The organism is Phyllobacterium sp. 0TCS1.6A (assembly GCF_026420825.1).
Lineage (GTDB): Bacteria > Pseudomonadota > Alphaproteobacteria > Rhizobiales > Rhizobiaceae > Phyllobacterium.
The window spans coordinates 833,972-858,070 of record NZ_JAPMAB010000001.1; the positions used below are offsets into that span (position 1 = coordinate 833,972).

Below are 24,099 nucleotides of genomic sequence, written 5' to 3' on the forward strand. Positions count from 1 at the left end.
GCTGATGCGCGTGATCATATGCGGCGCCGGTCAGGTCGGCTACGGCATTGCAGAGCGTCTCGCAGCCGAGGACAATGACATATCCGTCATCGATACGTCGGCCGAACTCATCCAGGTGGTTCGGGATACGCTCGATGTGCGCGGCTTTGTCGGGCATGGCGCCCATCCGGACGTTCTGGCGGCGGCGGGTGCGGACCAGGCCGACATGATCATCGCGGCGACGCTCTATGACGAAGTGAACATAGTCGCCTGCGAGGTGGCCCACGCGCTGTTCAACGTGCCGACGAAAATAGCACGCATCAGGGCGCAGGCCTATCTGGCGTCGCACTACCAGGACCTGTTCTCGCGCGATCACATGCCGATCGACGTGATCATCTCGCCGGAACTCGAGGTGGGCGAGATGGTCCTGCGGCGCATTGCGCTGCCGGGCGTAAGCGACGTGGTGCGCTTCGCCGACGAGCATATCGCCGTTCTGGCGATCGAATGTCTCGAGGATTGCCCGGTTATCAACACGCCGCTGTTCCAGCTGACCGAGCTCTTTCCCGATCTCGAAGCGACCGTGATGGGCATCATGCGGGGCGACAGCCTGTTCATCCCGCGCTCGACCGACCAGATGTTCAGCGGAGACATCGCCTATGTCGCCGCCACCAAGGATCAAATACATCGCACGCTTGCCCTGTTCGGGCATGAGGAGCCGGAAGCAACCCGGATCGTCATAGCCGGCGGCGGCAATATCGGGCTCCATGTTGCCCAGACCATCGAAGCCAGGCAGCCGAAGACCAGGATCAAGCTGATCGAGCCCAATCTGAAGCGTGCCCATGCCATCGCGGATGAGCTGCGCCGCTCGCTGGTGCTGCATGGCAGTGCGCTCGACCAGAAATTGCTGCATGAAGCCGAAATTCAGGATGCGGACCTCATGGTGACGCTGACCAATGACGATCAGGTCAACATGTTGGCGGGGGTGATGGCGAAACGCCTTGGCTGCAAGTCCAATCTGGTCCTGATCAACAATCCCGATTTTCTCGACCTCGGCAAAAGCCTGGGCATCGATGCCCATATCAGCCCGCGAAGCGTCACGATTTCGCGGGTTCTTCAACATGTAAGGCGCGGGCGTATCCGCGCCGTTCACAGCGTGCAGAAGGGCCGGGCCGAGGTCATCGAGGCGGAGGCGCTGGAGACTTCACCCATGGTCGGCGCGCCATTGCGTGATCTCGACCTGCCGGTCGGATTGCGGATCGGAGCCATCTACCGCAATGGCGAAGTCATCAAGCCGAATGGAAGCGTCCGCATCAAGCCCAAGGATCGCGTTGTCCTGTTCGCGACGGCGGACACGGTCAAGCAGGTCGAACAGATGTTCCGCGTCAGCCTCGAATTCTTCTGAGAAGTCCTGTTACACGTCAAAAACCGTCCATCTTGTGAGAAACAAATGACCAAGACCCTCGCCTTTGCCGGCAACCTGAACCGCAATGCACTTCCCGGGAATGGCGATGGTATAAATGTCTATGAATTCAACGAGGAAACGGGCGATCTTTCACTAGTGAGTGAATACAAGTCCATCGACAATCCCGGCTATCTTGCCATCGACGAGAAGCGCAAGCGGCTCTATGCGGCGTCGGAAGTGCCCGAATGGAACGAGAATCTCGTCGTAGCCTTCGACATCGACCCCGCGCGCGGCGAACTCTCCTACATCAACATGCAATCGGCACTCGGCAATGCGACCTGTCACCTGAGCTTCGACATTGCGCGCGAGACCATATTCGCCTCCAACTATACGGTAGCGCCCTTGGGCGCCCGACCGGGCAATGCCATCGCCGCACTCGCCATTCGCGGTGATGGCGGACTTGATCCGGCGTTCGCGGCGTCGATTCACGAGGGTCCGAAGGCGATATTGCCGACGCAGAAGCGCCAGCACGGCCATTGCTCCGTTGCAAGTCCGGACAATCGCACGCTCTATGTGTGCGACCTCGGTCTCGATCAGATCATTGCCTATGACATGCCGCACAAAGGGGATGAGCTTCGCCTTTCGGCCGAACCGGTGACCCAACTGCCGGAGGGGGCCGGGCCTCGCCATATGGTTTTCCATCCCAATGCGCGGAATGCCTATGTCATAAACGAGCTGAACTCGACGATTTCGGCGCTGGAGCATGATGCCGCTTCGGGGCGCCTGCGGATCATCCAGACGGTTCCTGCCATTCCGGAGGATTTCACGCAGACCAATACCTGCGCGGAAATCGCCGTAAGCGAAGATGGGCGCTTCCTTTATGGCTCGAATCGCGGCCATAACAGCATCGTCATCTACCGGATCGAGGCGAACGGCGAACTGTCGCTGGTCGGCTGGCAGCCTTCGCAGGGCATCGGGCCGCGAAACTTTGTCATCGATCCCTCCGGCCGCTTCATGCTGGTCAGCAATCAGAAGGGCGGCGGTATCGCTGTCTTCCGGCGGGATGCGGAGACCGGAAAACTGGAAGACACGGGCAAGCGTGTCGAACTTGCGACGCCCATGCGCATCGTATTCGGAAGATTCTGAGGAGTAGTGAAATGTCGCGCATAGCCTATGTGAATGGCCAATATGTCAGGCATGCCGATGCCGGCATCCATATCGAGGATCGCGGCTATCAATTCGCCGATGGCGTCTATGAAGTGTGCGAGGTGGCGCGCGGCAATATCATGGACATGACCCGCCATCTCGATCGGCTCGACAGGTCGATGTCCGAACTGAAAATCGGCTGGCCGATGGCTCGGAAAGCGCTGGTGACGGTCATCAAGGAAGTGGTGCGCCGCAACAGGGTTCATAATGGCCTGGTCTATCTTCAGGTGACGCGCGGCGTGGCGCGGCGCGACCATGTGTTTCCTTCGGCGACCACCACGCCTGCCATCGTCGTGACCGCGAAGCGGACGGACCCGGCGGCCAGTGCCGCGCGGGCGGCGAAGGGCATAAAGGTCATCACCGTGCCGGAAAACCGCTGGGAACGCGTCGATATCAAGTCGATAGGGCTGCTTCCCAACGTCATGGCGCGCCAGCAGGCCAAGGAGCAGGGCGCACAGGAAGCGTGGTTCGTCGATCCGGACGGGACGGTCAAGGAGGGCGCCGCCACCAATGCCTGGATCGTGACCAAAGACGGCACGCTGGTGACGAGGCCGGCCGAGACGGGCATCTTGCGCGGCATCACCCGCACGACGATATTCGATGTGGCGAAGAAACTCGGACTGACCATCGAGGAACGCGGATTCTCGGTCGAGGAAGCCATGAATGCGAAGGAAGCCTTCATGACTGCGGCCACGACGGTCATCATGCCTATCGTTGAAATCGACGGCCATGTGGTCGCCAATGGACATCCCGGCGCCACGACACTTTCCTTGCGGGAGGCGTTTTTTGACATTGCGGAAAAAACGCCATCCTGTTAACCCGTGGATGAGGGGACTAAACGACGCTATATCTCCACCTCCTGCCGGTGCGGATAATATCCGCGCCTGCTGCCGACATCTGCATGGGACACGTTTGCTGATCGCATAAAAGGACAAAAACAATGGCTGAACGATCGCAGAATCTTCAGGACCTTTTTCTGAATTCCGTCAGGAAACAGAAGATTTCTCTGACAATTTTCCTCATTAATGGCGTGAAGCTGACGGGGATCGTCACTTCTTTCGATAATTTCTGCGTGCTCTTGCGCCGCGACGGGCATTCGCAGCTCGTGTATAAACATGCCATCTCGACCATCATGCCAAGCCAGCCGGTGCAGATGTTCGAGGTCGAAGAAAGCGACTGAGACCAGGATTGGCTAAATCTTCAGGGCGTAACTCAAGAAAAACAGACGTAAACGCCGCGGCCGGCACGACGGCTGAAGAACCCACACGGGCTCTCGTCATCGTGCCGGTATTGCCCTTGCGGTTCAGCGAGGGCGCCAGGAACGATGATTCAGGCGGATATAGCCGCGAATTCCAGCGCAGCGACGAGGCTCGGCTGGAAGAAGCCATCGGCCTCGCCAAGGCGATCGATCTCGACATCGTATTTTCCGACATCGTCCAGGTTGCCGCGCCCCGGCCGGCGACCCTGCTCGGCACGGGCAAGGTGGAGACCATTGCCGAGATCGTGAAAGGCAATCACGCGGAACTCGTCATCGTCGATCACGCGCTTACGCCCGTTCAGCAACGGAACCTCGAAAAGGAATGGAACGCCAAGGTGCTGGATCGCACCGGGCTGATCCTCGAGATTTTCGGCCGTCGAGCCCAGACCAAGGAGGGCGCGCTGCAGGTGGAGCTTGCCCACCTTACCTACCAGAAGGGGCGGCTCGTTCGAAGCTGGACCCACCTTGAGCGCCAGCGCGGCGGCGGCGGCTTCCTCGGCGGTCCCGGTGAAACCCAGATCGAGGCCGATCGGCGGGCGCTGCAGGAAAAGATCCTGCGCATCAAGCGCGAGCTCGAAACCGTGGTGCGGACGCGCAGCCTGCATCGAAGCAAGCGCAAGAAGGTGCCGCATCCGGTCGTCGCCCTCGTCGGCTATACCAATGCCGGCAAATCGACCCTGTTCAATCGCATGACCGGCGCGGGCGTGGTGGCCGAGGACATGCTGTTTGCGACTCTCGACCCGACGCTGCGCCGCATCAGGCTGGAGCATGGCGAGACGATCATCCTGTCCGATACGGTCGGATTCATCTCCAACCTGCCGACGCATCTTGTCGCCGCTTTCCGCGCGACATTGGAAGAAGTGGTCGAGGCGGACCTGATCCTGCACATCCGCGATATCTCCGATCCGGATACGGCCGCCCAGGCCGAGGACGTCCACGCGATCATGGCGAGCCTCGGCATCGAGAGGGGCGATACGCGCCGCATCATCGAGGTCTGGAACAAGATCGATCTTCTGGACGATGCGGGCAGGGAGGCGGCTCATCGCTTGAGCGCGGCATCGGTCGGCGACGAACACCCGCTGCCGGTTTCGGCCGTCACCGGCGAAGGCGTCGACGTGCTCCTGCGGGAGATCGAGAACCGCATCGCCGGGAAGCTGCAGCGCATCACCATCACGCTGAACCAGCATCAATTGCGGCTGGTGGACTGGGTGTATCAACACGCCAGCAATGTGGATCGGACAGATCTGGAGGATGGCTCCGTCAAGATCAGCATGGACATGACCGCGACGTCGAAACAGGGGCTGGAAGAAAAGCTCGGCCAGCCGATATAGGCGATCAGGTCCGGCCTTTTGCCGCGACCCAGAGTTCCTCCATTTCGTCGAGCGTCGCATCTTCCAGCGACTGGCCGCGCTCGCTCAGCTTCCGCTCGATGAAATGAAACCTCGACCGGAATTTCTCGTTGGTCCCGCGCAGGGCGCTTTCCGGCTCCAGGTCGAGATGCCGGCCAAGATTGACCATGGCGAAAAGCAGATCGCCATATTCGTCCTTGGCCCGTTCCGTATCGCCGCTGGCGATCTCGTGCCGCAACTCGGCGATTTCTTCTTCGATCTTGTCGAGTATGGGGGCGGCTTCAGACCAGTCGAAACCCACTTTCGCCGCCTTCTGCTGCAGTTTCAGCGCCCGCATCAGGGCAGGAAAGCCATGCGGCACATCGTCCAGATATCCGGCCGCGTCATGCGACGTCAGGCCAAGCTCGCTGCGGCGTTCGCGTCGCTCGCGTTTTTCCTCCGCCTTGATCTTGTCCCACATGCCCTTGGCCATGCCGGCGCCGCGCGCCTGCTCGTCGCCGAAGACATGCGGATGGCGGCGGATCATCTTGTTCGTGATGGCCTGGACGACGTCGCCGAAATCGAAAGCGTCGATCTCTTCCGCCATGCGCGCATGAAAAACCACCTGCAGCAGGAGGTCGCCCAGTTCTTCGCGAAGATCGTCGAGATCGTCCCGCTCGATGGCGTCAGCCACCTCGAACGCCTCTTCGAGCGTATAGGGCGCGATGGAGCGGAACGTCTGCTCGATGTCCCAGGGGCAGCCGGTGACGGGAGTGCGAAGCGCAGCCATGATGTCGAGCAGGCGCGCAATGTCTCGAGATGGTTTCATTGAACAGTGATAGGCCAGCCGGCGGCAGGGCACCATAAAAGCCCTTGTCGCCGATCGGCTTGTCCACAGCTCTTGCTGCGCCTCCCGTTATCGCAAGTTGAGGATCTGCTTTTCAATGCACGCCGGACGATGCTACGTTCGCGCTATGTTCCAGGTGATTCTCCGCAGGGGATCCGTGTGCCGGAGATCCAATGGCCGCATATCTTGAAAAGCTGAATGAAGCGCAGCGCAGCGCCGTCGAGTTCGGCGTCGCAGAAGGAGCCATCGCGGGTCCCTTGCTCATCATCGCGGGCGCAGGATCGGGGAAGACCAACACGCTCGCGCATCGCGTCGCCCATCTCATCGTCAATGGCGTCGATCCCTCGCGCATACTGCTGATGACGTTCTCCCGGCGCGCGGCGACGGAAATGGCGCGGCGGGTGGAGCATATCTGCCGCCAGGTGCTGGGCGCAAATGGCAGCCTCTATAGCGATGCACTGGAATGGTCCGGCACGTTCCACGGCATCGGCGCCCGGATATTGCGCGATTATGCCGAGCAGCTGTCGCTCGACCGCGACTTCACGATCCACGACCGCGAGGATTCGGCCGATCTGATGAACCTCGTCCGGCATGAGCTCGGCTTTTCGAAGACCGAAAGCCGGTTCCCGACGAAATCGACATGCCTGGCGATCTATTCGCGCGTCGTCAATTCGGAGCGGCAGCTCGCGGAGGTGCTCAAGGAGCATTATCCCTGGTGCGGCAACTGGAACGATCAGCTGCGGGAGCTCTTCGGTGGCTATGTGGCCGCCAAACAGGCGCAGAATGTGCTCGATTACGACGATCTGCTGCTCTACTGGGCGCAAATGGTCGGCGATCCTCTGCTGGCCGAGGATGTCGGCTCCAGGTTCGACCACATACTGGTCGATGAATACCAGGATACGAACCGGTTGCAGGCCTCCATCCTGCTTGCGCTCAAGCCGGGCGGCAAGGGTATTACCGTCGTCGGCGACGATGCCCAGTCCATCTACTCGTTCCGGTCGGCGGAAGTGCGCAATATTCTGGACTTTTCAGCCGCCTTCTCCCCGAGCGCCGAGGTCATCACGCTCGACCGCAATTATCGCTCGACCGAACCGATCCTCAAGGCCGCCAATGCCGTGATCGACCTTGCATCGGAGCGGTTCACCAAGAACCTGTGGACGGAGCGCCAGTCAGCGGCGCGGCCACGGCTGGTTACGGTGCGCGACGAGACCGAACAGGCCCGCTACATCGTCGAAGAAGTGCTGGAAAATCGGGAGACGGGGGCGCTGCTGAAGGAGCAGGCGGTGCTCTTCCGCACCTCCCATCACAGCGGAACGCTGGAGATCGAGCTGACGCGGCGCAATATTCCCTTCGTGAAATTCGGCGGGTTGAAATTTCTCGACAGCAGCCATGTCAAGGATACGCTTGCGGCGCTTCGCTTCGTCCAGAACCCGCGTGACCGGGTGGCGGGGTTTCGGCTGATGCAGCTCATTCCCGGTATCGGTCCAGGCTCGGCGCAGCGGGTACTCGACCAGATGGCGGAAGCGGCGGATCCGCTCGCGGCGCTGTCGGCCATTTCGGGCCCGCCCCGCGCCAGCGGCGAGGACTGGCAGCAATTCGTCGAGTTGCTGCAGTCCCTGCATGGCAGCAACACGCCCTGGCCGACGGAGATAGACCGGATCCGTGCCTGGTATGAGCCGCATCTGGAACGGCGCTACGAGGACGCCTCCATGCGCCTTGCGGACATACTGCAGCTAGAGCAGATCGCGGCGGGCTACAATTCCCGCCAACGTTTCCTGACCGAACTGACGCTCGATCCGCCCGACGCCACCAGCGACCAGTCGGGGGTGCCATCGCGCGACGAGGACTATCTGATCCTCTCGACGATCCACTCCGCCAAGGGGCAGGAATGGAAGTCGGTCTATCTTCTCAACGTCGTCGATGGCTGCATGCCTTCGGATCTCGGCGCCGGCTCCCGCCCGGAACTGGAGGAGGAGAGGCGCCTGCTCTATGTTGCAATGACGCGAGCCCGGGACGATCTGCACCTCGTCGTGCCGCAGCGGTTTTTCACCCACGGCCAGAATGCGCAAGGCGACAGGCACGTCTACGCATCGCGCACGCGGTTCATTCCGGCGACATTGCTGCAGTATTTCGAATGTTCAAGCTGGCCGAAGGTTCGCGCATCCAGCGAGCGGGAGCAGGCGGCGCGCAGCGTGCGGGTCGATATCGGCGCCCGAATGCGCGGCATGTGGTCCTGATACCGGACGTCTAGTGGCGTTCCGTCGGCCTCTTCTGCTCCGTCGGCTTCTGCTTGCCCGCAGGGGCCGAACCATGGTCCAGCAGGGTGATGCTGTCGAATTTCGAATAGAGTTCGTTGGCCAGATGCTCATTGGCCAATTCCCGGCGAATGGCCATCCTTACCAGTATATCCTTGTTCTTGATGCCCTGGTCGAACAGCATCATGACAGTGCGCGCGAGCCGATTGGCGTTTTCGTGCTCGCGGTGATCCCGTCCCAGCTTGAGGGAGGCGGTCTTGTGAGCCTCGCTCATGATCTGCCAGTCTTCGTCCGTATATTGCTCGAAATGAGGCTGCTTCGGCATGGTGTTACCGCTCCGCGCGTCAGGACTGCCATCCATGCTAACAGACGGAAGGCGCTTTGGTAAATAACGAAGGGGTGTAGACGCGTTCCGCGTGATTGCCGGGCCGGGTGACGAAATGCTATCGGCATCTGCGCGCCGCCTGTAAGCTTTGGCAAGGGCCGGCCGACGGCACATAGCGAATGAGGAGAAGACCGGATCGTGGCGGGAAAGACAACAGGATGGGGCAGGGCGGTCGGCCTCGCCGTCGGGGCACTGGCGGCAATGATTGCGGCAAGCAACGGCGCGCGAGCCGAACGGATCGCGATCTGTCATGGCTATGGCTGCCACTTTCGTACATCGCTTACATTGTCGAATGCGGATCGGGCGCGCATAGCCGCGATCATGGCCGGTGGAAAGACTTCCCCGGCCGCCGAGCGCAATGCCACGCGCCGGGCGGTGCAATATTTCGAACGGCGCGGCACGGCGGCAATAGGCATCCGGGACAGGCCGAAGATGGAGTTCGGCAAGGGCCGGGAGAAGGGCCAGATGGATTGCGTCGATGAATCGACAAATACCGGCCGGTTCCTGAAATATCTCAAGCAGAATGGCATGCTGCGGTTTCACGTTCCCGCCAATCGCGCATCGCGGGGCAATTTCATCGATGGACGTTACCCGCATTTCACCGCCGTCATGGTCGATCGCGCCGGATCGTCCTGGGCAGTCGATTCCTGGTACGAGCCCGGCGGCGGACTGCCGGATATCATGCCGCTCAGCCGCTGGAAGCAGCGAGGCTATGGCGGGCAGCGCTGACCGGCCGCGAATTCCCGGCTAGCTAGCCGGTCGTCTGCAGCACGCAGGTCGGCTTGATGCTCGCCTTGCGGTGCTCCCTGAAGGCTGCGGTGATGGCGCGCAACGTCTCCTTCGTTCGCGGGTCGGAAAGGGAGGAGTGGAGCACGATCTCGAGCGATGGCAGCGGCGGCAGGGAAAGCACGTCGCCGATATCGACAGCCTCGGGCGGAGCAAGGCGATAGGGATAGGCAGCGACCGCCAGGCCGGCGGATACCGCGGCGGCGATGGCAGACGTGCCGCCGACGAAGACTTCGACCCAGGGAATGCAGGCGCGGTCGAGCAGGCGCGTGGCGACATCCCTCACCGCGCAGTGGGGCGAAAGCGTCGCCAGCGGCAGGGGTTCGCCGAGCCGGTGCTCGAAATCCGGTGAGGCGAACCAGCCGAAATGTTCGGGCCCGAGAATTTCCCCGTCGCGGCGGTCGTCGTCACTGCGAATGATGACGGCGTCGAGCGTGCCTTCCTCGAAGGAATCCAGCAGCGCACGCGAATTATCCAGCAACACTTCGATCGTCAGCGCCGGATCGAGCGATTTCAGCCGCGCCAGCAATGTCGGAACCTCGGGCCCCATGACGTGGCTGGCGATCCCGAGCCTGAAGCGACGCCGGGTGGCAGTCAATCCGGCAATGGCCCGCTCATGCGCAGCCAGGAATTCGCGCGCCGACTGGATGAATATCTGGCCCTGCGCAGAGAGGCGCACCTGGCGCGGCGTCCTCTCGATCAGCTTTTGCGAGAGCCGGTCCTCCAACCGCTTGAGCTTCACGCTGACCGCGCCTTGCGTGGTTCCTAGAGCCTCGGCCGCGCGGGTGAAGCTGCGGTGCTCGGCTATCATCACAAAGGCCCGAACAGCATCGACTTCCAGTATGGTCACACTGCTATCCATTCAATTCTGTTGTCACTGAAATAGTCTGACATTCGATTGTCTTATGGTCAATGCGCGACCATCTTGCGTCCAGACTGCTGACTGAAGGGTGCCGTCGGGATCGGCACGATACGCCGCAGTCTCGATTCGCAATGAAAACAGCAAGGTAAAATCATGAGCTCCAATGTCTCATCAACAAATCTCGTGGCCTTGGCCGCCGTGTGTCTCTCGGCGCTCATGCTTGGCCTTGAGATTTCCAGCATTCCCTCCATACTGCCGACGCTTGAACACGTCCTGCCCGCGAACTTCAAGCAGCTTCAATGGATCATGAATGCCTATACGATAGCCATGACGACCTGGCTCATGGCCATGGGCGCACTCGCGGACCGGTATGGCCGCAAGCGCATCTTCATGGTGGGAATAGTGGTTTTCGGTATTGCCTCGCTTGTCTGCGGCCTGGCAGAAACGGCGCCGGTGCTGATCGCGGCGCGGTTTCTGCAGGGAACGAGCGGCGCTGCAATGCTGGCCTGCCAGGTCGCGGTGCTCTCGCACCAGTTCCGCAATGGTCGCGAGAGAGGCACCGCCTTCGGTTGGTGGGGCATCATATTCGGCATCGGCCTCGGGTTCGGTCCGATCGTCGGCGGTCTCATCGTCACGCTTGCCAGCTGGGAATGGGTGTTTCTCGTCCATGTGGTCCTCGCCGCGGCGACCCTCGGTCTCGCCCATGCGGGTGTCGAGGAATCGTCCGACCCGCATGCGGTCCGGATCGATCTCGCCGGCATGGTCAGCCTTTCGGTCGCCGTTTTCTGCCTCGTCTATCTGATCACGCAGGGCGAAGGCGTTGGAACCGGCAATCCGCCTGGCCTCGCCATGGCCGCCATCGGCCTTGTCAGCCTCGTCATCTTCATCATGGTAGAGAACAGGGTCGCGCGGCCGATGTTCGATTTCCGCACCTTCCGGATACGCAGCTTTTCGGGCGCGCTCATCGGTTCCGGCGGCATGAACTTCAGTTTCTGGCCATTCGTGATCTACCTGCCGATCTATTTCCAGGCGGTGCTCGGGCTCAACAGCGTCACCGCGGGGCTCACCCTTCTCGCCTATACGCTGCCGACGCTCGTGGTGCCGCCCTTTGCAGAAAGACTGTTGCTGCGTCAGGGGCCAAGGGTGGTCATCCCGCTCGGGCTATTCCTCATCGGCATCGGCTTCATCCTCATGCGACTTGCGGCCGTCAGCGATCAGGCGAGTTGGCTGACCATCTTGCCGGGCTGCATCCTCGCCGGCATCGGGCTTGGGATGACGAATACACCGGTCACCAATACCGCCACGGCTGCCGTTCCGGTCGAACGCGCGGGCATGGCTTCAGGCATGGATATGAGCGCGCGCATGATCTCGCTCGCCATCAATATCGCGTTGATGGGCTTCATCCTCCTGCTCGGCATTCATTCGCACCTCGAAAGCCTGGCGGGGGGAGGTCAGGTCGCCGACTTCAGGTCGCTTGCCGAGGCGATTGCCGCCGGCAATCTCGGCGCCGGGATCGGAGGCGACATCGGGCTCGAGGCTGCACGATCCGCACTGATCCAGGGTTTCAGCTGGGTCATGCTCTATGGCGCGCTGTCGGCACTGGGCTTTGCCGCGATCAGCTTCGTCATCTTCGGTGCCCGCAACGCCAAGCCGCTGCAAGCCGGCGGGCTCTAGTGGATGGGCCGGGGCGGTGCGCGCCGGCATCGGCGCCGCTGCCCTGTTTTTGCCTTGATTTACCGGGGAACATTACGATGCAAGTGCGGTTACGTCTTCATCGAGTTATCAACCTATGGAGGAAAACTCATGATCTACAAGACACTGGCCGCAGCATTCTTTTCCGTCGCCATGGCGACGTCAGCCTTTGCTCAAACCGCGGCGCCGGCCGACCCTGCCACCAGCAAGCCGACCGGGACCTCGGAAGGGGCGATGCCGGAAAACAAACCCGCCGACGAAGCCGACAAGACGCCGGGCGCCGATCAATCCGGCGCCACCACCGGCAGCACGGCAACGGGCACAACGTCCGATTCGGAGGGCAACAAGGGCGGCCTGAACTGCCCCGACATCAAATCCGGTCAAACCACGGCAATGAGCAACGACTCGACCAAGCCGCCAACGCGGCCGCAGGACTGCCCGACCAATTAGTGACCCGAATCTGAAGTTCACGACATTGTTGCAGCAGCACCAGATGAACTTCAGATTCGACAGGGTCACTAGCAACCAGATGTTTCCAGTGTGGTTTCGGAATTGAAATACGCTCCGGCCCTGCCGTCATAATCAGGCGTATTTTCAATTCCACCACACTAGCGCGGCCTACATGGCGAATAGCCCCGGTTTCCATGGATGCCGGGGCTGTTTTCGCGGGCGCAAATGGCTCGCGGCAGAGGCGGTTCAGATGCCGGACCCGTCGAGTTGTTCCGAATCTTCGCCTTCCCAGGGCTGGGGCGCCGAAGCGCGGCTGAAATCGGCAGACGGCATCGGCATCCAGCACTTCAGCTCCGGCTCGGCATATTCGATGTTGCGGCCGGGGGAGGAATCCGAGGCGCGCCAGCCTTCCGCACCATACTGGTCGCCATTCGACCAGTAGGCGAGGTCCACTTCCGCCGGTCCCTGTTCGGACGAGCGGACCGTGACGAGAATCCGGCTACCGTCTTTTGGGGCGCTTGCCATGTGACGCCACCGCTCTGGTTCGACCATCGTTCTTCCTCCTGCCTCTCGGTGGAAGTGTCGCCTCGGCATCGAAAACGGTCAAGCCCAAACCTCGCACGCCTGAAGCTCGACAGGCTCCCGCAGGCGTGCATTTCGTCAATCGAATGATGGACGCGACACGAGAACGAAAGCGACTATAGTACCCGCTTGTTCATTCTACATCCCGGGGGCCATTTGGAACGCCGACTGAGCGCTATATTTGCTGCTGACATCGTCGGCTACAGCCGCCTGATGGGGATCGATGAGGCGGGCACGCTCGACGGCTTCAAGCGTCATCGCAGCGAACTCATGGACCCGTTGATCGGCGACCATCAGGGCAGGATATTCAAGCTGACCGGCGACGGAATGCTCGTCGAGTTTTCGAGCGTGGTCAATGCCGTTGCCTGTGCGGCCGATATCCAGCGCGGGATGAAGGAGCGCAACCGGGAAGTGGAGGCGGACCGCCGCATCGAGTTCCGCATCGGCATAAACCTCGGCGACATCATCGTCGAGGATGGCGATATTTTCGGCGACGGCGTGAATGTCGCGGCGCGCCTCGAAAGCATCGCGGACCCGGGCGGCATCGCCGTGGCGGCATCCGTGCGCGACCAGATCGGCTCGAGGCTCAACCTGCCTTTCGTCGACCGGGGCGAACAGTCCCTCAAGAACATCAAGCAGAACATCCGCGTCTATACGATCGGATTCGACGATGCGCCCGGCCCGGATTCCTCCGCACCGACGCCACCAGCCATGCTCGACCAGACACAGAAACTCATCGCTGTCCTGCCATTCACCAATATGAGCCGCGACCCGGAACAGGAGTATTTTTCCGACGGCATCACCGAAGACATCATCACCGACCTGTCGAAGGTTTCCAGCCTGCATGTCGTGGCGCGCAATACGATGTTCACCTACAAGAACAAATCCGTGAAGATCAAGCAGGTGGGGCAGGAGCTCGGCGTGCGCTATGTGCTGGAGGGCAGCGTCCGCAAGGTCGGGGAGCGCGTGCGGGTCACCGGGCAGCTCATCGATGCGACGTATGGCGGCCATGTGTGGGCAGAGCGCTACGACCGGGAACTGACCGATATTTTCGCGATACAGGACGAGATAACCCAGTCGATCGTCAACCAGCTGAAGATAAAGCTGCTGCCGGATGAGCGTCGGGCGATCGTGGCGGCGCCGACGGGCAATGTCGAGGCCTATACCTATTATCTTCGCGGCCGGCAGTTCTCGCATGCCTGGACCAAGTCCTACCTCCATCTGGCGCGGCGAATGTTCTGCAAGGCAGTGGAACTCGACCCGGATTATGCGCGGGCCTATGCGGGCATAGCCGATTGCGAGGCTGCCCTGCGGGACTGGCAGCCGCAGGATTTTCCGCTGGAAAGAATATTGGCCATGGCTGGCAAGGCACTGGAGCTGGATTCCGACCTGGCCGAGGCTCACGCCTCGCGCGGCCTGGCGATGCACCAGGCTGGCCGGGACGAGGAGGCCGCGGCATCGTTCCAGCGCGCACTTGCGATCGATCAGGGTCTCCACGAAGCGAATTTCCACTATGGCCGCTTCTTTTACATGCGGGGCGAGTTCGAGCCTGCGGTGGAGTATTTCAGGCGTGCAGCGGAGTTGAAGCCCGATGACTACCTGTCGCCCATCCACCTGATGAGCGCATATCGGTCGCTTGGCAGGGCGGCAGAAACCGAAAGCTGGGCCCGCGTCGGTGCCTGGCGGGCGGAACAGGCATTGGCCCGGAATCCGGAGAATTCGGGACCGGCGCATCGGGGAGCGCTCGCCTGGGCCCATATGGGCGACAAACAGCGTGCGATCGAATGGGCCGACCGGGCATTGGCGATCGATCCTGACGATGTCGTGGCGCAATATAATGTCGCTTGCGTCTATTCGATCATCGGCGAGACGGAAAAAGCCATCCGGCTGCTGCAAACAGTCCTGCCGAAAAGCTCCTATTATCAGACCATGTGGTTCAGGAACGATTCCGATCTCGACGCCATCAGGGGCGATGTCCGGTTTACCGACATGTTCAAGGTGATCAAGGAACGAACGGCGTGATCGGGCGGCGCGGGGGAGGTTCTGCGCGCAATCTCGCGAGGCGGCGATAAGTTCATCGTCCGGCGACGATTCAGAAAAATATACCAGTAACGCGGCGCAGTTCAGCGCCTGCTTTCTTTTTAATCTCTATAACTTTGGTAGTCTTTACCTGAGCCGTGTCAGCGGCAATAACAGTTAAAGGATATCGCTCATGTCCAATCCGACTGTCGTTGGTCTCTCCGGCAATGTCCGCAGCCCTTCAAAGACAAAATCGCTCGTCACCAGCGTGGTCACGAGCATCAGCCGGCAATATGGGCTGACAGCGGAAGTCTACGATCTCATCGACGTTGGCGCATCGCTCGGCACTGCCCATCGCGCCAGCGAACTCAGTCCCGCCGCCACCGCCATTCTCGACAAGGTCGTGGCAGCGGATATTCTGGTGGTGGGTACGGCAACCTATAAGGGCAGCTATACCGGGCTGTTCAAGCATTTAATCGATCTGCTCGAGCCGCGCGCGCTGCAAGGCAAGCCGATCGTGCTTACGGCGACGGGCGGAAACAACAGCCACGCATTGATCATCGAGCACCAGCTGCGGCCATTGTTCGGGTTCTTCGCGGCGCATACGCTCCCGACCGGAATATTTGGCGTCGATCGCGACTTTGCCGATAACGAGATCGCGTCAGAGCCGGTCAAGCTCAAGATCGCGCAGATTGTCGAAGAAGCCCGTCCATTCGTCGCTCAACTGGCGTTTCCGGCCGCCAGCGCAGCGGAGTAGGACGATGACGCGCGCACTGACCCTTGGCGAGACGGCCCGAACGGTTGCGATCGAACTTGCCGCGACGGCCGGCGATCATGATGAAAGCGGCGCGTTTCCGCACGAGAATTTCCGCAAGTTGCAGGAATACGGATTGCTGGCGCTGACTGCGCCGGTGGCCTATGGCGGCCGAGGGGCAGGGCTTGCCGATGCTGCGACCGTGATCGGTGAAATTGCCAAGGGCGAGCCATCGACCGCGCTGATCCTCGTCATGCAGTACATCAACCTTGCGACACTGCCCGGTGAGCGCTGGCCGGAACATCTGGTGCGAAGGGTGCTGGCCGACGCGGCAACGAACGGTGCCCTGATCAACGCGTTGCGGGTGGAGCCGGAACTCGGGACGCCGGTCCGCGGTGGCCTTCCGGCGACGACCGCGCGCCGGACCGGGGACGGCTGGTCGCTGAGCGGCCGCAAGATCTACTCGACGGGCATTGCCGGCCTCACCTGGTGCATCGTCTGGGGACGAACGGACGAGGAAGAGCCGCGCGTGGGCGCCTTTCTCGTACCCGCCAAGGCGGATGGGCTGCGGATTGAACAGACATGGAATCCGCTCGGCATGCGCGCGACGGCGAGCCACGACGCCATTCTCGACAATGTCCGGATTCCCCTCGACCATGCGGTCGATATTCGGCGGCCGGAGGAATGGAAAGAGCGCGACGGCAGCCAGACGGCGTGGATGGCGGTGCTGCTCGGCGCCCTTTACGACGGCGTGGCGCGGGCGGCGCGCGATTGGCTTGTTCAATTCCTCCATGATCGGAAACCCGCCAATCTTGGCGCTGCATTGGCGACGGTGCCTCGCATCCAGCAGGCATTCGGCGAAATCGAGGAACTGCTCGTTACGAATGCGCGCCTGCTCCGTTCGGCTGCGCGCGATGCGGATGCCGGCGAAGCGCCATCATCGACCGAGAGCAGCCTTCTCAAATTGACCGTGACCGAGAATGCGATCCTGGCGGTCGAAAAAGCACTCAGGCTGACCGGAAACCACGGCATCAGCCGCAATAATCCGCTGGAGCGCCATTATCGCAACGTTCTTTGCGGCCGCATCCATTCACCCCAGGAAGACACCGTGCGGATCGCCGCGGGGCGCGCAGCCCTCGGCATCTGACACCGCTTACCCCATTCAAGGAGGCCACCATGCCAGTCGAATTCATTGGTTATGTCGGAAACGCCAACGGTTCCGAGACAATCCGCGCCACGGGCAAGGCGCTGGATCTGAATTATATCGAGGCGCTCGCCAAGGTGCAGGAGAGCGGCGGTTTCGACCGCGTGCTTCTGGCCTTCAGTTCGACGTCGCCCGAAAGCATCCTCGTCGGCCAGCACGTCACCAGCGTGACGAGAAACCTCAACGTCATGATCGCCCATCGCCCGGGCTTCACGGCGCCGACGATTGCGGCGCGCCAGCTGGCGACCCTCGATCACATCAGCGGAGGTCGTGTGGGTGTCCATATCATCACCGGCGGCAACGACGTCGAACTGGCGCAGGACGGCGATCACCTGACCAAGGACGAGCGCTATGCGCGCACGTCGGAATATCTCGACATCGTACGCCAGGAATGGACGAGCGCGGAACCGTTCGACTATGACGGCCGGTATTACAAGGTCGACAAGGGCTTCGGCGGCATCAAGCCGGTGCAGCAGAACGGCATTCCGGTCTATTTCGGCGGCGCCTCCGATGCGGCCCTGCAAGTGGCCGGCAAACATGCGGATATCTACGCGCTCTGGGGCGAGACGCATGCGCAGGTGAAGGAACTGCTGCAGCGCGTTCGCGAGGCCGCCGCTCCCTATGGCCGATCGCCGCGCTTCAGCCTTTCGCTGCGCCCGATCCTGGCGGAGACGGAAGAGGCGGCCTGGGCCAAGGCCAACAACATTCTTGAGAAGGCGAAAGCCCTGATCGATGCCGGCCGCGTGCGCGATGCCAACAATCAGCGCTTCAACCAGATCGGCGGACGCAACCCGGCCAATGAAGGCTCGAAGCGCCTGCTGGCCGCGGCAGAACAGGGAACCGTGCTCGACAAGCGCCTGTGGACAGGGATTGCCGGGCTGACGGGCGCGCAAGGCAATACGACCTCGCTCGTCGGGACGCCCGATCAGGTGGCCGAGGCATTCCTCGACTATTACGACCTTGGCATCACTACGTTCCTCATTCGCGGCTTCGATCCGATCGAGGATGCCTTCCACTACGGCCGCGACCTGCTGCCGCGCGTGCGCGAGCTCGTGGCACAGCGGGATCGGGCAGCAAAGCAGGCGCACGCGGCGGAGTAGTGCCGGCGGCCAGTGTCACAGTCGAAAACCAAAATCGAAGGAGATGGGAAATGGGGAATTTCATGCTTGACCGCCGCACGCTCCTGCGTGGCGCCGGTGCATTGGGTCTGGCGGCGCCGCTCGGCTCCATGGCGCTGACCGGCCTCGCAGGCGCGCAGAATGCAGCGGCACCCGCCAAGGAACTGAAGAAGATCAAATTCGCCACCAATGCTTCGGCGATCTGTCTTGCCCCGGTCTTCGTCGCCAAGGAGCAGGGGATATTCGCCAAATACGGGCTCGACGTCGAGCTGGTGAATTTTGGCGCATCCACCGAAGCGCTTCTGGAGGCGATCGCGACGGGCAAGGCCGATGGCGGCGTCGGCATGGCGCTGAGATGGCTGAAAGCGCTGGAGCAGGGCTTCGACGTCAAGATTACAGCGGGCACCCATGGGGGCTGTTCGCGGCTGGTCACGCCGGCGAGCACCGGCTTGAAGACACTCGCGGACCTCAAGGGCAAATCCATCGGCGTCTCGGATCTGGCGAGCCCGGGCAAGAATTTCTTCTCGATCCTTCTGAACAAGGAAGGCATAAACCCCATCAGCGATGTGGAATGGCGGCAATATCCCGGTGAACTGTTGCAGGTCGCGGCGGAAAAGGGAGAAATCCACGCCATCGCCGACGGCGATCCCAAAGCCTTCTTCTGGCTGCGCGATAATGATTATGTCCAGATAGCCTCCAATCTGGACCATGGTTTCGAACAGCGCGTCTGCTGCATCGTCGGGCTGCGCGGTAGCCTGATCCGCGATGACCTGCCGACCGCCACAGCTCTCACGCGCGCATTGCTGGAGGCCCAGGACTGGACCGTTGCCAAGCCCGAGGACGCCGCGAAAGCCTTCCTCCCGAATGCTCCGAAGGACAAATCGACCGACGACCTGATCGCTGTGCTTCTGGCCCAGACGCATAATCACAATCCGACCGGCGCCGACCTGAAGAAGGAAATCGCCCTCTACGCCGGCGAATTGCGCGATGTGCAGGTATTCAAGCAATCGACCGATCCGGACGCATTTGCCGACAAGGTCTATGCAGACGTCCTGACAGCCTGACGAAAGGGGGGTGACATGACCGCCATAGAGTCGAACGACACGCGGTTTTCCACCGCAGCCAGCCCGGCCGCCTCGGCCAGACCGGCCGGCAGGACCTGGTGGACGGGTGCGATTGCCGCGCTGCTCTGGCTGGCCGCCGCAGCGGTCATCGAATTCTGGCCGGAGATCATACCCGCCCCCTATGGCCGGGAACTGGCAATCCTGGCGGTGCTGGTTGCGGCGCTGCTTGGCCTGGTGCTGGCGACGGGACCCTTCCTCGGGAAGACCGCAGCCTGGATCCGCTATTATGGTCCGTGGTTTGCCGTTGCTGCGGTGGGGCTTGGCATCTGGGAGGTGCTGACGGCCAAGCTCGCCCTGCTTCCGGTGCCGTTCTTCGCGTCGCCGCAGGGTATTCTGGAAGTCTATATCGACGATTGGGCGCGCCTCGGCGAGAGCGTCCTTCATTCGGTCCTGCTGCTTGCCAAGGGCTATTTCTTCGGCGCCGTCATCGGCTTCGCCACCGGCGTCACGATAGGCTGGTCGCGGGCGGCCGGCTACTGGGTCCATCCCATATTGCGGTTGATCGGACCGCTTCCCGCAACGGCATGGCTGCCGCTTTCCTTCTTCATCTTCCCCTCGAGCGGCTCGGCGAGCGTCTTTCTCATTGCACTGGCGACGGCCTTTCCGGTGACGATCCTCACCTGGTCCGGCATCGCCAGCGTCAATCGCGACTACTACGACATCGCCCGCACGCTCGGCGCCAGCCGCTGGTTCCTCATCTTCAAGGTCGCCATTCCCGCCGCCTTGCCGCATGTCTTCGTCGGCCTGTTCATGGGCCTCGGCACATCCTTTGCGGTCCTCGTCGTCGCCGAGATGCTGGGCGTCAAGGCAGGGCTCGGCTGGTATCTGCAATGGGCGCAGGGCTGGGCCGCCTATGCCAACATGTATGCCGCGCTGATCGTCATGGCCCTGATGTGCTCGAGCCTCATCACCATTCTTTTCCGTATCCGCGACCGGGTACTTTCATGGCAGAAGGGACTTGTCCGATGGTAGCGCTTGCGCAGTCCGATTTTCGCGAACCCGCGCACCGCACCGGTGTGCAGGTGGATATCAGCGCCGTCTCGCACCAGTTCGAGCTTGAGGGCGCGCCGCTGCCCGTCCTCGATCGGGTCAGCTTTGCGGTCGAGCCCGGACAGTTCGTGGCACTGCTCGGCCCCTCCGGCTGCGGCAAGTCCACTCTGCTGCGGCTGCTGGCGGGACTTGATCATCCCACTGCCGGCTCCCTGCGGGTGGATGGTGAGACGATCGCCGACCCCGATCCCTCGCGCATACTGGTGTTCCAGGACCCGACGCTCTTCCCCTGGCGGACCGTTCGCGACAATGTCGCGCTCGGCCTCGAAGCGCAGGGCATCATCAGGACCAGTGGCGAGCGCGTCAATGCCGCGCTCCAGCTTGTCGGCCTTGCCGGGTTCGAGAAGGCCTATCCGCACCAGCTTTCGGGCGGCATGGCGCAGCGCGTGGCGCTCGCACGGGCATTGGTCAACGATCCGCGCCTGCTCCTCCTCGACGAGCCGCTGGGCAAGCTTGATTCCCTGACACGGCTGACGATGCAGGCCGAACTGGTGGCGCTGTGGCAGAAGGCTGCGATGACGGCCGTTCTCGTCACGCATGATGTGGAGGAGGCGCTGTTCCTGACGCAGCGCGTTCTCGTCTTCGGGCCGCGTCCGGCAAGGATTGTCGCCGATATCCCGGTCGACCTGCCCTATCCGCGCCACCGGGGCGATCCACGCCTTGGCGAGCTGCGCCGTGAGGCGCTTCAGCACCTTGGCCTTGCGGCAAGCTGGTAGAACGATGGCAGCGGCGCCGGCCACGGGCTCCCGGGTGCCGATCATCATCGGCGGCGCGATCGGCCTCCTGATCGGCTACGGGCTGGATACAAGGGCGGGCCTGGCCGGTCTGAAGGATCGTTCGATCGCCATACCATTGGTTTCGAGCGACCTCGCGGCTACCTGTGTGGCGGCGGCAAAAGACGGCGACCCGCGCGCCGCGGCGCGGCTGTTTCGGCTGATCGCGGAAGGCGGCGACCCCGGTCTCCTGCCGCCGCCTCGGCTGCGGGCGACGATCCTCGTCGATCCGCCGCATGTCGGCGACGTCTCGGTGACCATAATCGACGTCGAGCGAGACGGAATTCCCGCCGTCGATACGACGGAGATCGTCTTCGAGCTCGCCAAGCCTTCGTTCGGCCTCGGACCCTTTAGGCACAGGGTCAGCCGCCAGGGTGACGGGACATTCGAAGTCCCGCCGCTGAAGATCGGCATGAATGGGTATTGGGTGGCGAAACTCGTCGTTACCGACAGTTTCGGCGCGAATATCGAGGCGACGACCGCGCTTGAGATAGGCTGAGCATCGCCGCCCGGCATGAATGCCGCGTCTATCTGTGGATGGGGTCCTTCCACAGCACGCCTTCCGGCTTTTCAACCGGCTCGATATCGAGATTGACCACGACAGGGTCCTGGCCGGAGCGAACGAGCACGCATTCCAGCGTTTCGTCTTCGCTTGCATTGATCTCCTGATGCGGCACATAGGGCGGAACGTAGATGAAATCGCCCGGGCCGGCTTCGGCCGTGAATTCGAGGTTGTTGCCCCAGCGCATGCGCGCCTTGCCCTTTACGACGTAGATGATGCTTTCGAGATCGCCATGGTGATGGGCGCCGGTCTTGGCATTGGCATGGATCGTCACCGTGCCGGCCCAGATCTTCTCCGCGCCGGCCCGCGCATTGTTGATGGCTGTCGCGCGGTTCATGCCGGGCGTCTGGGCCGTATTGGGGTCGAGCTGGTTGCCGGGAATGACCTTCACACCATTGTTGCGCCAGTCGATCTCCTGATGGTCGTGATCGTGTGCGTGGTCATGATGATGGTGCTGGTGATCGTGATCTTTCGACAATGCAATATCCTCGATGATGCTGATGCGGGCAGGGTGCTTCGTCACGCGGTCCGCACCAGCTCGTCGAAGCCGGTATCAGCCAGGTGAACGCGCCTGTCCGATCCAATATGATGATCGCAGGCCGTTCGCTCGAACTTCCTGCCGCTTTGACGTTCTGTCAGCGCTCAAATTACGTTTTTTGCGGCAGCGGCCACAGGCAGAATGTTGTCTATGCCCGGAGTTGGAGGAACATATCTCCCACCGATCCCATGCCCGGCAGCAAAAGCATTCCAGAATGTGCCGGGCAGGGTGGCGGGCGCCAAATTTTAAGCCGAGCGTCTGCCCGAGACTGCGTGATAGAGCCAGAGGACCACGATCGAGCCGATTATCGCAACTATCAAACTATAGATATTCAGGCCGGTAACTCCGGCTGCACCAAAGAAGCTGAAAATAACGCCACCAACAACAGCACCGACGATTCCAAGAATGATGTCCAGAATAAGCCCCTGGCCACTGCGATTGATAATTTTGCTTCCAATAAAACCTGCAACCAGTCCCAAGATTATCCAACTAAGAATAGACATCGGTCACCTCTGAGTTTGCGGTACAATGCAGACATATTTTCCCATAGACTGGACAAATGCAAGTTATGGTTGCTTAGTTTGACATGTGTTTCACCAAAAGGAGCGACGTTTATGGGAATTTTCGACAATGCAGTACCTGAGGGTAACATCACAAAGCCCTTGCTGATCGCGTTGGGGGCACTGATCGTCGGGAAAATGGTCAGCGGCGGCGGCAGCGAGCCGCAATCGGCGGAGCCAGCGGCAAACGCACCGGAACCAACAGCAAGCGCGCCAGAGCCGACGGCAAGCGCGCCAGAGGCTCCAACGCAATCAACCGGCGATGGTGGCCTGTTAGGCGGGCTGGGCGGCTTGATCGAAAGCCTCACCAAGAATGGTCATGGCGAGACGGTGGATTCCTGGGTGAAGCCAGGTGAAAACAAACCTATCGCCCCCGGCGATCTTGGCTCCGCACTTGGCAAGACAGCGGTCAGCGAAATCTCCAAGCGCACCGGTATCAGCGAGGAAGAACTGCTTGCCCAGCTTTCGAAGGTGTTGCCCGGTATCGTCGACAAGCTTACGGCCGATGGCAAAGTACCGACGACGAACGAGGTAGCGTCGCTGCTCGGGACCAAGGTTTAACTTTTCGGACCAGTCCGGGCGAGGACGCGGGAAGCTTGCTCGCCCTTCACTACGATCAGGCCACCTTGCTTCGGCAGGGTGGTTTTTTCGTGCATGCAGTGCAGCAAAAATATAATAAAAACAAAGGTTATGGCGGAGGGGGTGGGATTCGAACCCACGGTAGGCTCTCACCTACGCCGGTTTTCAAGACCGGTGCCTTAAACCGCTCGGCCACCCCTCCAACCCATGAAAACCTGTCGGCCGGCTTGGCGATCGACATGGCGGCGCGCGGTTTGCCGCCAGCGGGTTTCGCGGCCTTTATAGTCGTTCGGATTGCAGCGTCAACCTGTTCCGCGAATATGGGCGAGGGCGATGGGGCTGACCTGTTCCGCATGCTGAGCCAAGCTCCCTCATGGTGAGCTAGTCGAACCACGAAGCACGCACTGTTTTGATGCGGTGCTCTAAAAAGCGATTGCACAAACGTTGCTGCGCCCTTCGACAAGCTCAGGATGAGGGGATGGGGTGGATGGCAGGGGATAGTTCTGCCCGGCCTTCAGTTCTGGCTCCCTACTTTTCTGCAAATCCCCGACCTCCCTCATGCTGAGCTTGTCGAAGCACGCGGTACATTATTGCCATCTCTCGTTTCCGGGCCGTGAACAGGGGCACAACGGGCCCACGTGGTGGGATAGATTTCCGGCCTAAAAAAATATTTTGCCCTGCAAGTTGCTGATTTCGCTCATTTTTCGCCCCGGCACGCAAAAAAACTTATCCCCCCTGTTTGAAGCCGGGGTATTCTGTGCAGGTCCTTTCCAGTGGGGGAGCAGC

General features: G+C 61.5%; 24 protein-coding genes and 1 tRNA gene. 18 read left to right on the top strand and 7 right to left on the bottom strand.

Features of this window, described 5'->3' with window-relative positions:
* Positions 1-4 precede the first annotated feature (4 nt).
* From trkA to hflX, 5 genes are all read left to right on the top strand, one after another.
* Entirely contained in the window at positions 5-1,381 is a 1,377-nt protein-coding gene (trkA, locus tag OSJ75_RS04015) for a Trk system potassium transporter TrkA (RefSeq protein WP_250014311.1), read from the top strand.
* 45 nt (positions 1,382-1,426) lie between these two features.
* Entirely contained in the window at positions 1,427-2,527 is a 1,101-nt protein-coding gene (locus tag OSJ75_RS04020) for a lactonase family protein (protein ID WP_267226998.1), read from the top strand.
* Positions 2,528-2,538: 11 nt separating this feature from the next.
* Complete coding sequence (locus OSJ75_RS04025) at positions 2,539-3,405, top strand: D-amino-acid transaminase (RefSeq protein WP_267226999.1); 867 nt, start codon at positions 2,539-2,541, stop codon at positions 3,403-3,405.
* Positions 3,406-3,527: 122 nt separating this feature from the next.
* Positions 3,528-3,767 (top strand): RNA chaperone Hfq, encoded by a 240-nt coding sequence (gene hfq, locus OSJ75_RS04030; protein ID WP_008129219.1) that lies wholly within the window; start codon positions 3,528-3,530, stop codon positions 3,765-3,767.
* Between the two features lie 8 nt (positions 3,768-3,775).
* Entirely contained in the window at positions 3,776-5,176 is a 1,401-nt protein-coding gene (gene hflX / locus OSJ75_RS04035; RefSeq protein ID WP_250014318.1) for a GTPase HflX, read from the top strand.
* Between the two features lie 4 nt (positions 5,177-5,180).
* Here hflX and mazG read toward each other — a convergent pair whose 3' ends face one another.
* Positions 5,181-6,002, bottom strand: a complete 822-nt coding sequence (gene mazG / locus OSJ75_RS04040; RefSeq protein WP_267227000.1) for a nucleoside triphosphate pyrophosphohydrolase — start codon at positions 6,000-6,002, stop codon at positions 5,181-5,183.
* Between the two features lie 191 nt (positions 6,003-6,193).
* On the opposite strand from mazG, the gene OSJ75_RS04045 reads away from it, so the two are divergent.
* On the top strand, positions 6,194-8,257 hold the full coding sequence (locus tag OSJ75_RS04045; RefSeq protein WP_267227001.1) for an ATP-dependent helicase: 2,064 nt from the start codon (positions 6,194-6,196) through the stop codon (positions 8,255-8,257).
* A gap of 10 nt (positions 8,258-8,267) precedes the next feature.
* Here OSJ75_RS04045 and OSJ75_RS04050 read toward each other — a convergent pair whose 3' ends face one another.
* The gene (locus tag OSJ75_RS04050; protein WP_250014325.1) at positions 8,268-8,600 is read right to left on the bottom strand and encodes a hypothetical protein; all 333 of its coding nucleotides are present in this window, start codon (positions 8,598-8,600) and stop codon (positions 8,268-8,270) included.
* Between the two features lie 198 nt (positions 8,601-8,798).
* On the opposite strand from OSJ75_RS04050, the gene OSJ75_RS04055 reads away from it, so the two are divergent.
* Positions 8,799-9,389: a hypothetical protein gene (locus OSJ75_RS04055; RefSeq protein ID WP_267227002.1), complete on the top strand. Its 591-nt coding sequence runs from the start codon at positions 8,799-8,801 to the stop codon at positions 9,387-9,389.
* A gap of 22 nt (positions 9,390-9,411) precedes the next feature.
* Here the strand turns inward: OSJ75_RS04055 and OSJ75_RS04060 are convergent, their stop codons facing one another.
* Positions 9,412-10,296 (bottom strand): LysR family transcriptional regulator, encoded by an 885-nt coding sequence (locus OSJ75_RS04060; protein WP_267227003.1) that lies wholly within the window; start codon positions 10,294-10,296, stop codon positions 9,412-9,414.
* A 165-nt stretch (positions 10,297-10,461) separates the two neighbouring features.
* Here OSJ75_RS04060 and OSJ75_RS04065 point away from each other — a divergent pair, with 165 nt between their 5' ends.
* Positions 10,462-11,982 (top strand): MFS transporter, encoded by a 1,521-nt coding sequence (locus OSJ75_RS04065; protein WP_267227004.1) that lies wholly within the window; start codon positions 10,462-10,464, stop codon positions 11,980-11,982.
* 129 nt (positions 11,983-12,111) lie between these two features.
* Positions 12,112-12,450: a hypothetical protein gene (locus tag OSJ75_RS04070; RefSeq protein WP_250014333.1), complete on the top strand. Its 339-nt coding sequence runs from the start codon at positions 12,112-12,114 to the stop codon at positions 12,448-12,450.
* 246 nt (positions 12,451-12,696) lie between these two features.
* Here OSJ75_RS04070 and OSJ75_RS04075 read toward each other — a convergent pair whose 3' ends face one another.
* Positions 12,697-13,002, bottom strand: coding sequence for a hypothetical protein (locus OSJ75_RS04075; protein ID WP_267227005.1), 306 nt, complete (start codon positions 13,000-13,002; stop codon positions 12,697-12,699).
* Positions 13,003-13,188: 186 nt separating this feature from the next.
* Between OSJ75_RS04075 and OSJ75_RS04080 the strand changes: the two genes are divergently transcribed.
* The 8 genes from OSJ75_RS04080 to OSJ75_RS04115 all read left to right on the top strand — a co-directional run bounded on the left by OSJ75_RS04080 (position 13,189) and on the right by OSJ75_RS04115 (position 21,573).
* Complete coding sequence (locus OSJ75_RS04080; RefSeq protein WP_267227006.1) at positions 13,189-15,054, top strand: TPR end-of-group domain-containing protein; 1,866 nt, start codon at positions 13,189-13,191, stop codon at positions 15,052-15,054.
* Positions 15,055-15,244: 190 nt separating this feature from the next.
* Positions 15,245-15,808: an FMN reductase gene (msuE, locus tag OSJ75_RS04085; protein WP_267227007.1), complete on the top strand. Its 564-nt coding sequence runs from the start codon at positions 15,245-15,247 to the stop codon at positions 15,806-15,808.
* A 4-nt stretch (positions 15,809-15,812) separates the two neighbouring features.
* Entirely contained in the window at positions 15,813-16,952 is a 1,140-nt protein-coding gene (locus tag OSJ75_RS04090; RefSeq protein ID WP_267227008.1) for an acyl-CoA dehydrogenase family protein, read from the top strand.
* A 29-nt stretch (positions 16,953-16,981) separates the two neighbouring features.
* On the top strand, positions 16,982-18,109 hold the full coding sequence (locus tag OSJ75_RS04095; protein WP_267227009.1) for an LLM class flavin-dependent oxidoreductase: 1,128 nt from the start codon (positions 16,982-16,984) through the stop codon (positions 18,107-18,109).
* 50 nt (positions 18,110-18,159) lie between these two features.
* Complete coding sequence (locus tag OSJ75_RS04100; RefSeq protein WP_250014340.1) at positions 18,160-19,191, top strand: ABC transporter substrate-binding protein; 1,032 nt, start codon at positions 18,160-18,162, stop codon at positions 19,189-19,191.
* A gap of 15 nt (positions 19,192-19,206) precedes the next feature.
* The gene (locus tag OSJ75_RS04105) at positions 19,207-20,223 is read left to right on the top strand and encodes an ABC transporter permease (RefSeq protein WP_267227010.1); all 1,017 of its coding nucleotides are present in this window, start codon (positions 19,207-19,209) and stop codon (positions 20,221-20,223) included.
* Positions 20,217-21,017, top strand: a complete 801-nt coding sequence (locus tag OSJ75_RS04110; RefSeq protein WP_267227011.1) for an ABC transporter ATP-binding protein — start codon at positions 20,217-20,219, stop codon at positions 21,015-21,017. The genes OSJ75_RS04105 and OSJ75_RS04110 overlap by 7 nt, the downstream gene beginning before the upstream one ends.
* 4 nt (positions 21,018-21,021) lie before the next feature.
* Positions 21,022-21,573: a hypothetical protein gene (locus tag OSJ75_RS04115; RefSeq protein WP_250014346.1), complete on the top strand. Its 552-nt coding sequence runs from the start codon at positions 21,022-21,024 to the stop codon at positions 21,571-21,573.
* A gap of 28 nt (positions 21,574-21,601) precedes the next feature.
* Here the strand turns inward: OSJ75_RS04115 and OSJ75_RS04120 are convergent, their stop codons facing one another.
* Positions 21,602-22,114 (bottom strand): cupin domain-containing protein, encoded by a 513-nt coding sequence (locus OSJ75_RS04120; RefSeq protein ID WP_250014420.1) that lies wholly within the window; start codon positions 22,112-22,114, stop codon positions 21,602-21,604.
* Positions 22,115-22,419: 305 nt separating this feature from the next.
* On the bottom strand, positions 22,420-22,677 hold the full coding sequence (locus OSJ75_RS04125) for a GlsB/YeaQ/YmgE family stress response membrane protein (RefSeq protein WP_250014348.1): 258 nt from the start codon (positions 22,675-22,677) through the stop codon (positions 22,420-22,422).
* 195 nt (positions 22,678-22,872) lie between these two features.
* Here OSJ75_RS04125 and OSJ75_RS04130 point away from each other — a divergent pair, with 195 nt between their 5' ends.
* Positions 22,873-23,295 carry a YidB family protein gene (locus OSJ75_RS04130; RefSeq protein ID WP_323748418.1) on the top strand — a complete coding sequence of 141 codons (423 nt, stop codon included), beginning with the start codon at positions 22,873-22,875 and terminating at the stop codon, positions 23,293-23,295.
* Positions 23,296-23,425: 130 nt separating this feature from the next.
* Here the strand turns inward: OSJ75_RS04130 and OSJ75_RS04135 are convergent.
* A tRNA-Ser gene (locus OSJ75_RS04135) sits at positions 23,426-23,515 on the bottom strand.
* Positions 23,516-24,099: the final 584 nt, after the last annotated feature.

Coding starts and splice junctions, on each gene's coding strand:
- trkA (WP_250014311.1), top strand. CDS start 5: ATGCGCGTGATCATATGCGGCGCCGGTCAGGTCGGCTACGGCATTGCA.
- OSJ75_RS04020 (WP_267226998.1), top strand. CDS start 1,427: ATGACCAAGACCCTCGCCTTTGCCGGCAACCTGAACCGCAATGCACTT.
- OSJ75_RS04025 (WP_267226999.1), top strand. CDS start 2,539: ATGTCGCGCATAGCCTATGTGAATGGCCAATATGTCAGGCATGCCGAT.
- hfq (WP_008129219.1), top strand. CDS start 3,528: ATGGCTGAACGATCGCAGAATCTTCAGGACCTTTTTCTGAATTCCGTC.
- mazG (WP_267227000.1), bottom strand. CDS start 6,002: ATGAAACCATCTCGAGACATTGCGCGCCTGCTCGACATCATGGCTGCG.
- OSJ75_RS04045 (WP_267227001.1), top strand. CDS start 6,194: ATGGCCGCATATCTTGAAAAGCTGAATGAAGCGCAGCGCAGCGCCGTC.
- OSJ75_RS04050 (WP_250014325.1), bottom strand. CDS start 8,600: ATGCCGAAGCAGCCTCATTTCGAGCAATATACGGACGAAGACTGGCAG.
- OSJ75_RS04065 (WP_267227004.1), top strand. CDS start 10,462: ATGAGCTCCAATGTCTCATCAACAAATCTCGTGGCCTTGGCCGCCGTG.
- OSJ75_RS04070 (WP_250014333.1), top strand. CDS start 12,112: ATGATCTACAAGACACTGGCCGCAGCATTCTTTTCCGTCGCCATGGCG.
- OSJ75_RS04075 (WP_267227005.1), bottom strand. CDS start 13,002: ATGGTCGAACCAGAGCGGTGGCGTCACATGGCAAGCGCCCCAAAAGAC.
- msuE (WP_267227007.1), top strand. CDS start 15,245: ATGTCCAATCCGACTGTCGTTGGTCTCTCCGGCAATGTCCGCAGCCCT.
- OSJ75_RS04090 (WP_267227008.1), top strand. CDS start 15,813: ATGACGCGCGCACTGACCCTTGGCGAGACGGCCCGAACGGTTGCGATC.
- OSJ75_RS04095 (WP_267227009.1), top strand. CDS start 16,982: ATGCCAGTCGAATTCATTGGTTATGTCGGAAACGCCAACGGTTCCGAG.
- OSJ75_RS04100 (WP_250014340.1), top strand. CDS start 18,160: ATGGGGAATTTCATGCTTGACCGCCGCACGCTCCTGCGTGGCGCCGGT.
- OSJ75_RS04105 (WP_267227010.1), top strand. CDS start 19,207: ATGACCGCCATAGAGTCGAACGACACGCGGTTTTCCACCGCAGCCAGC.
- OSJ75_RS04110 (WP_267227011.1), top strand. CDS start 20,217: ATGGTAGCGCTTGCGCAGTCCGATTTTCGCGAACCCGCGCACCGCACC.
- OSJ75_RS04115 (WP_250014346.1), top strand. CDS start 21,022: ATGGCAGCGGCGCCGGCCACGGGCTCCCGGGTGCCGATCATCATCGGC.
- OSJ75_RS04125 (WP_250014348.1), bottom strand. CDS start 22,677: ATGTCTATTCTTAGTTGGATAATCTTGGGACTGGTTGCAGGTTTTATT.
- OSJ75_RS04130 (WP_323748418.1), top strand. CDS start 22,873: ATGGTCAGCGGCGGCGGCAGCGAGCCGCAATCGGCGGAGCCAGCGGCA.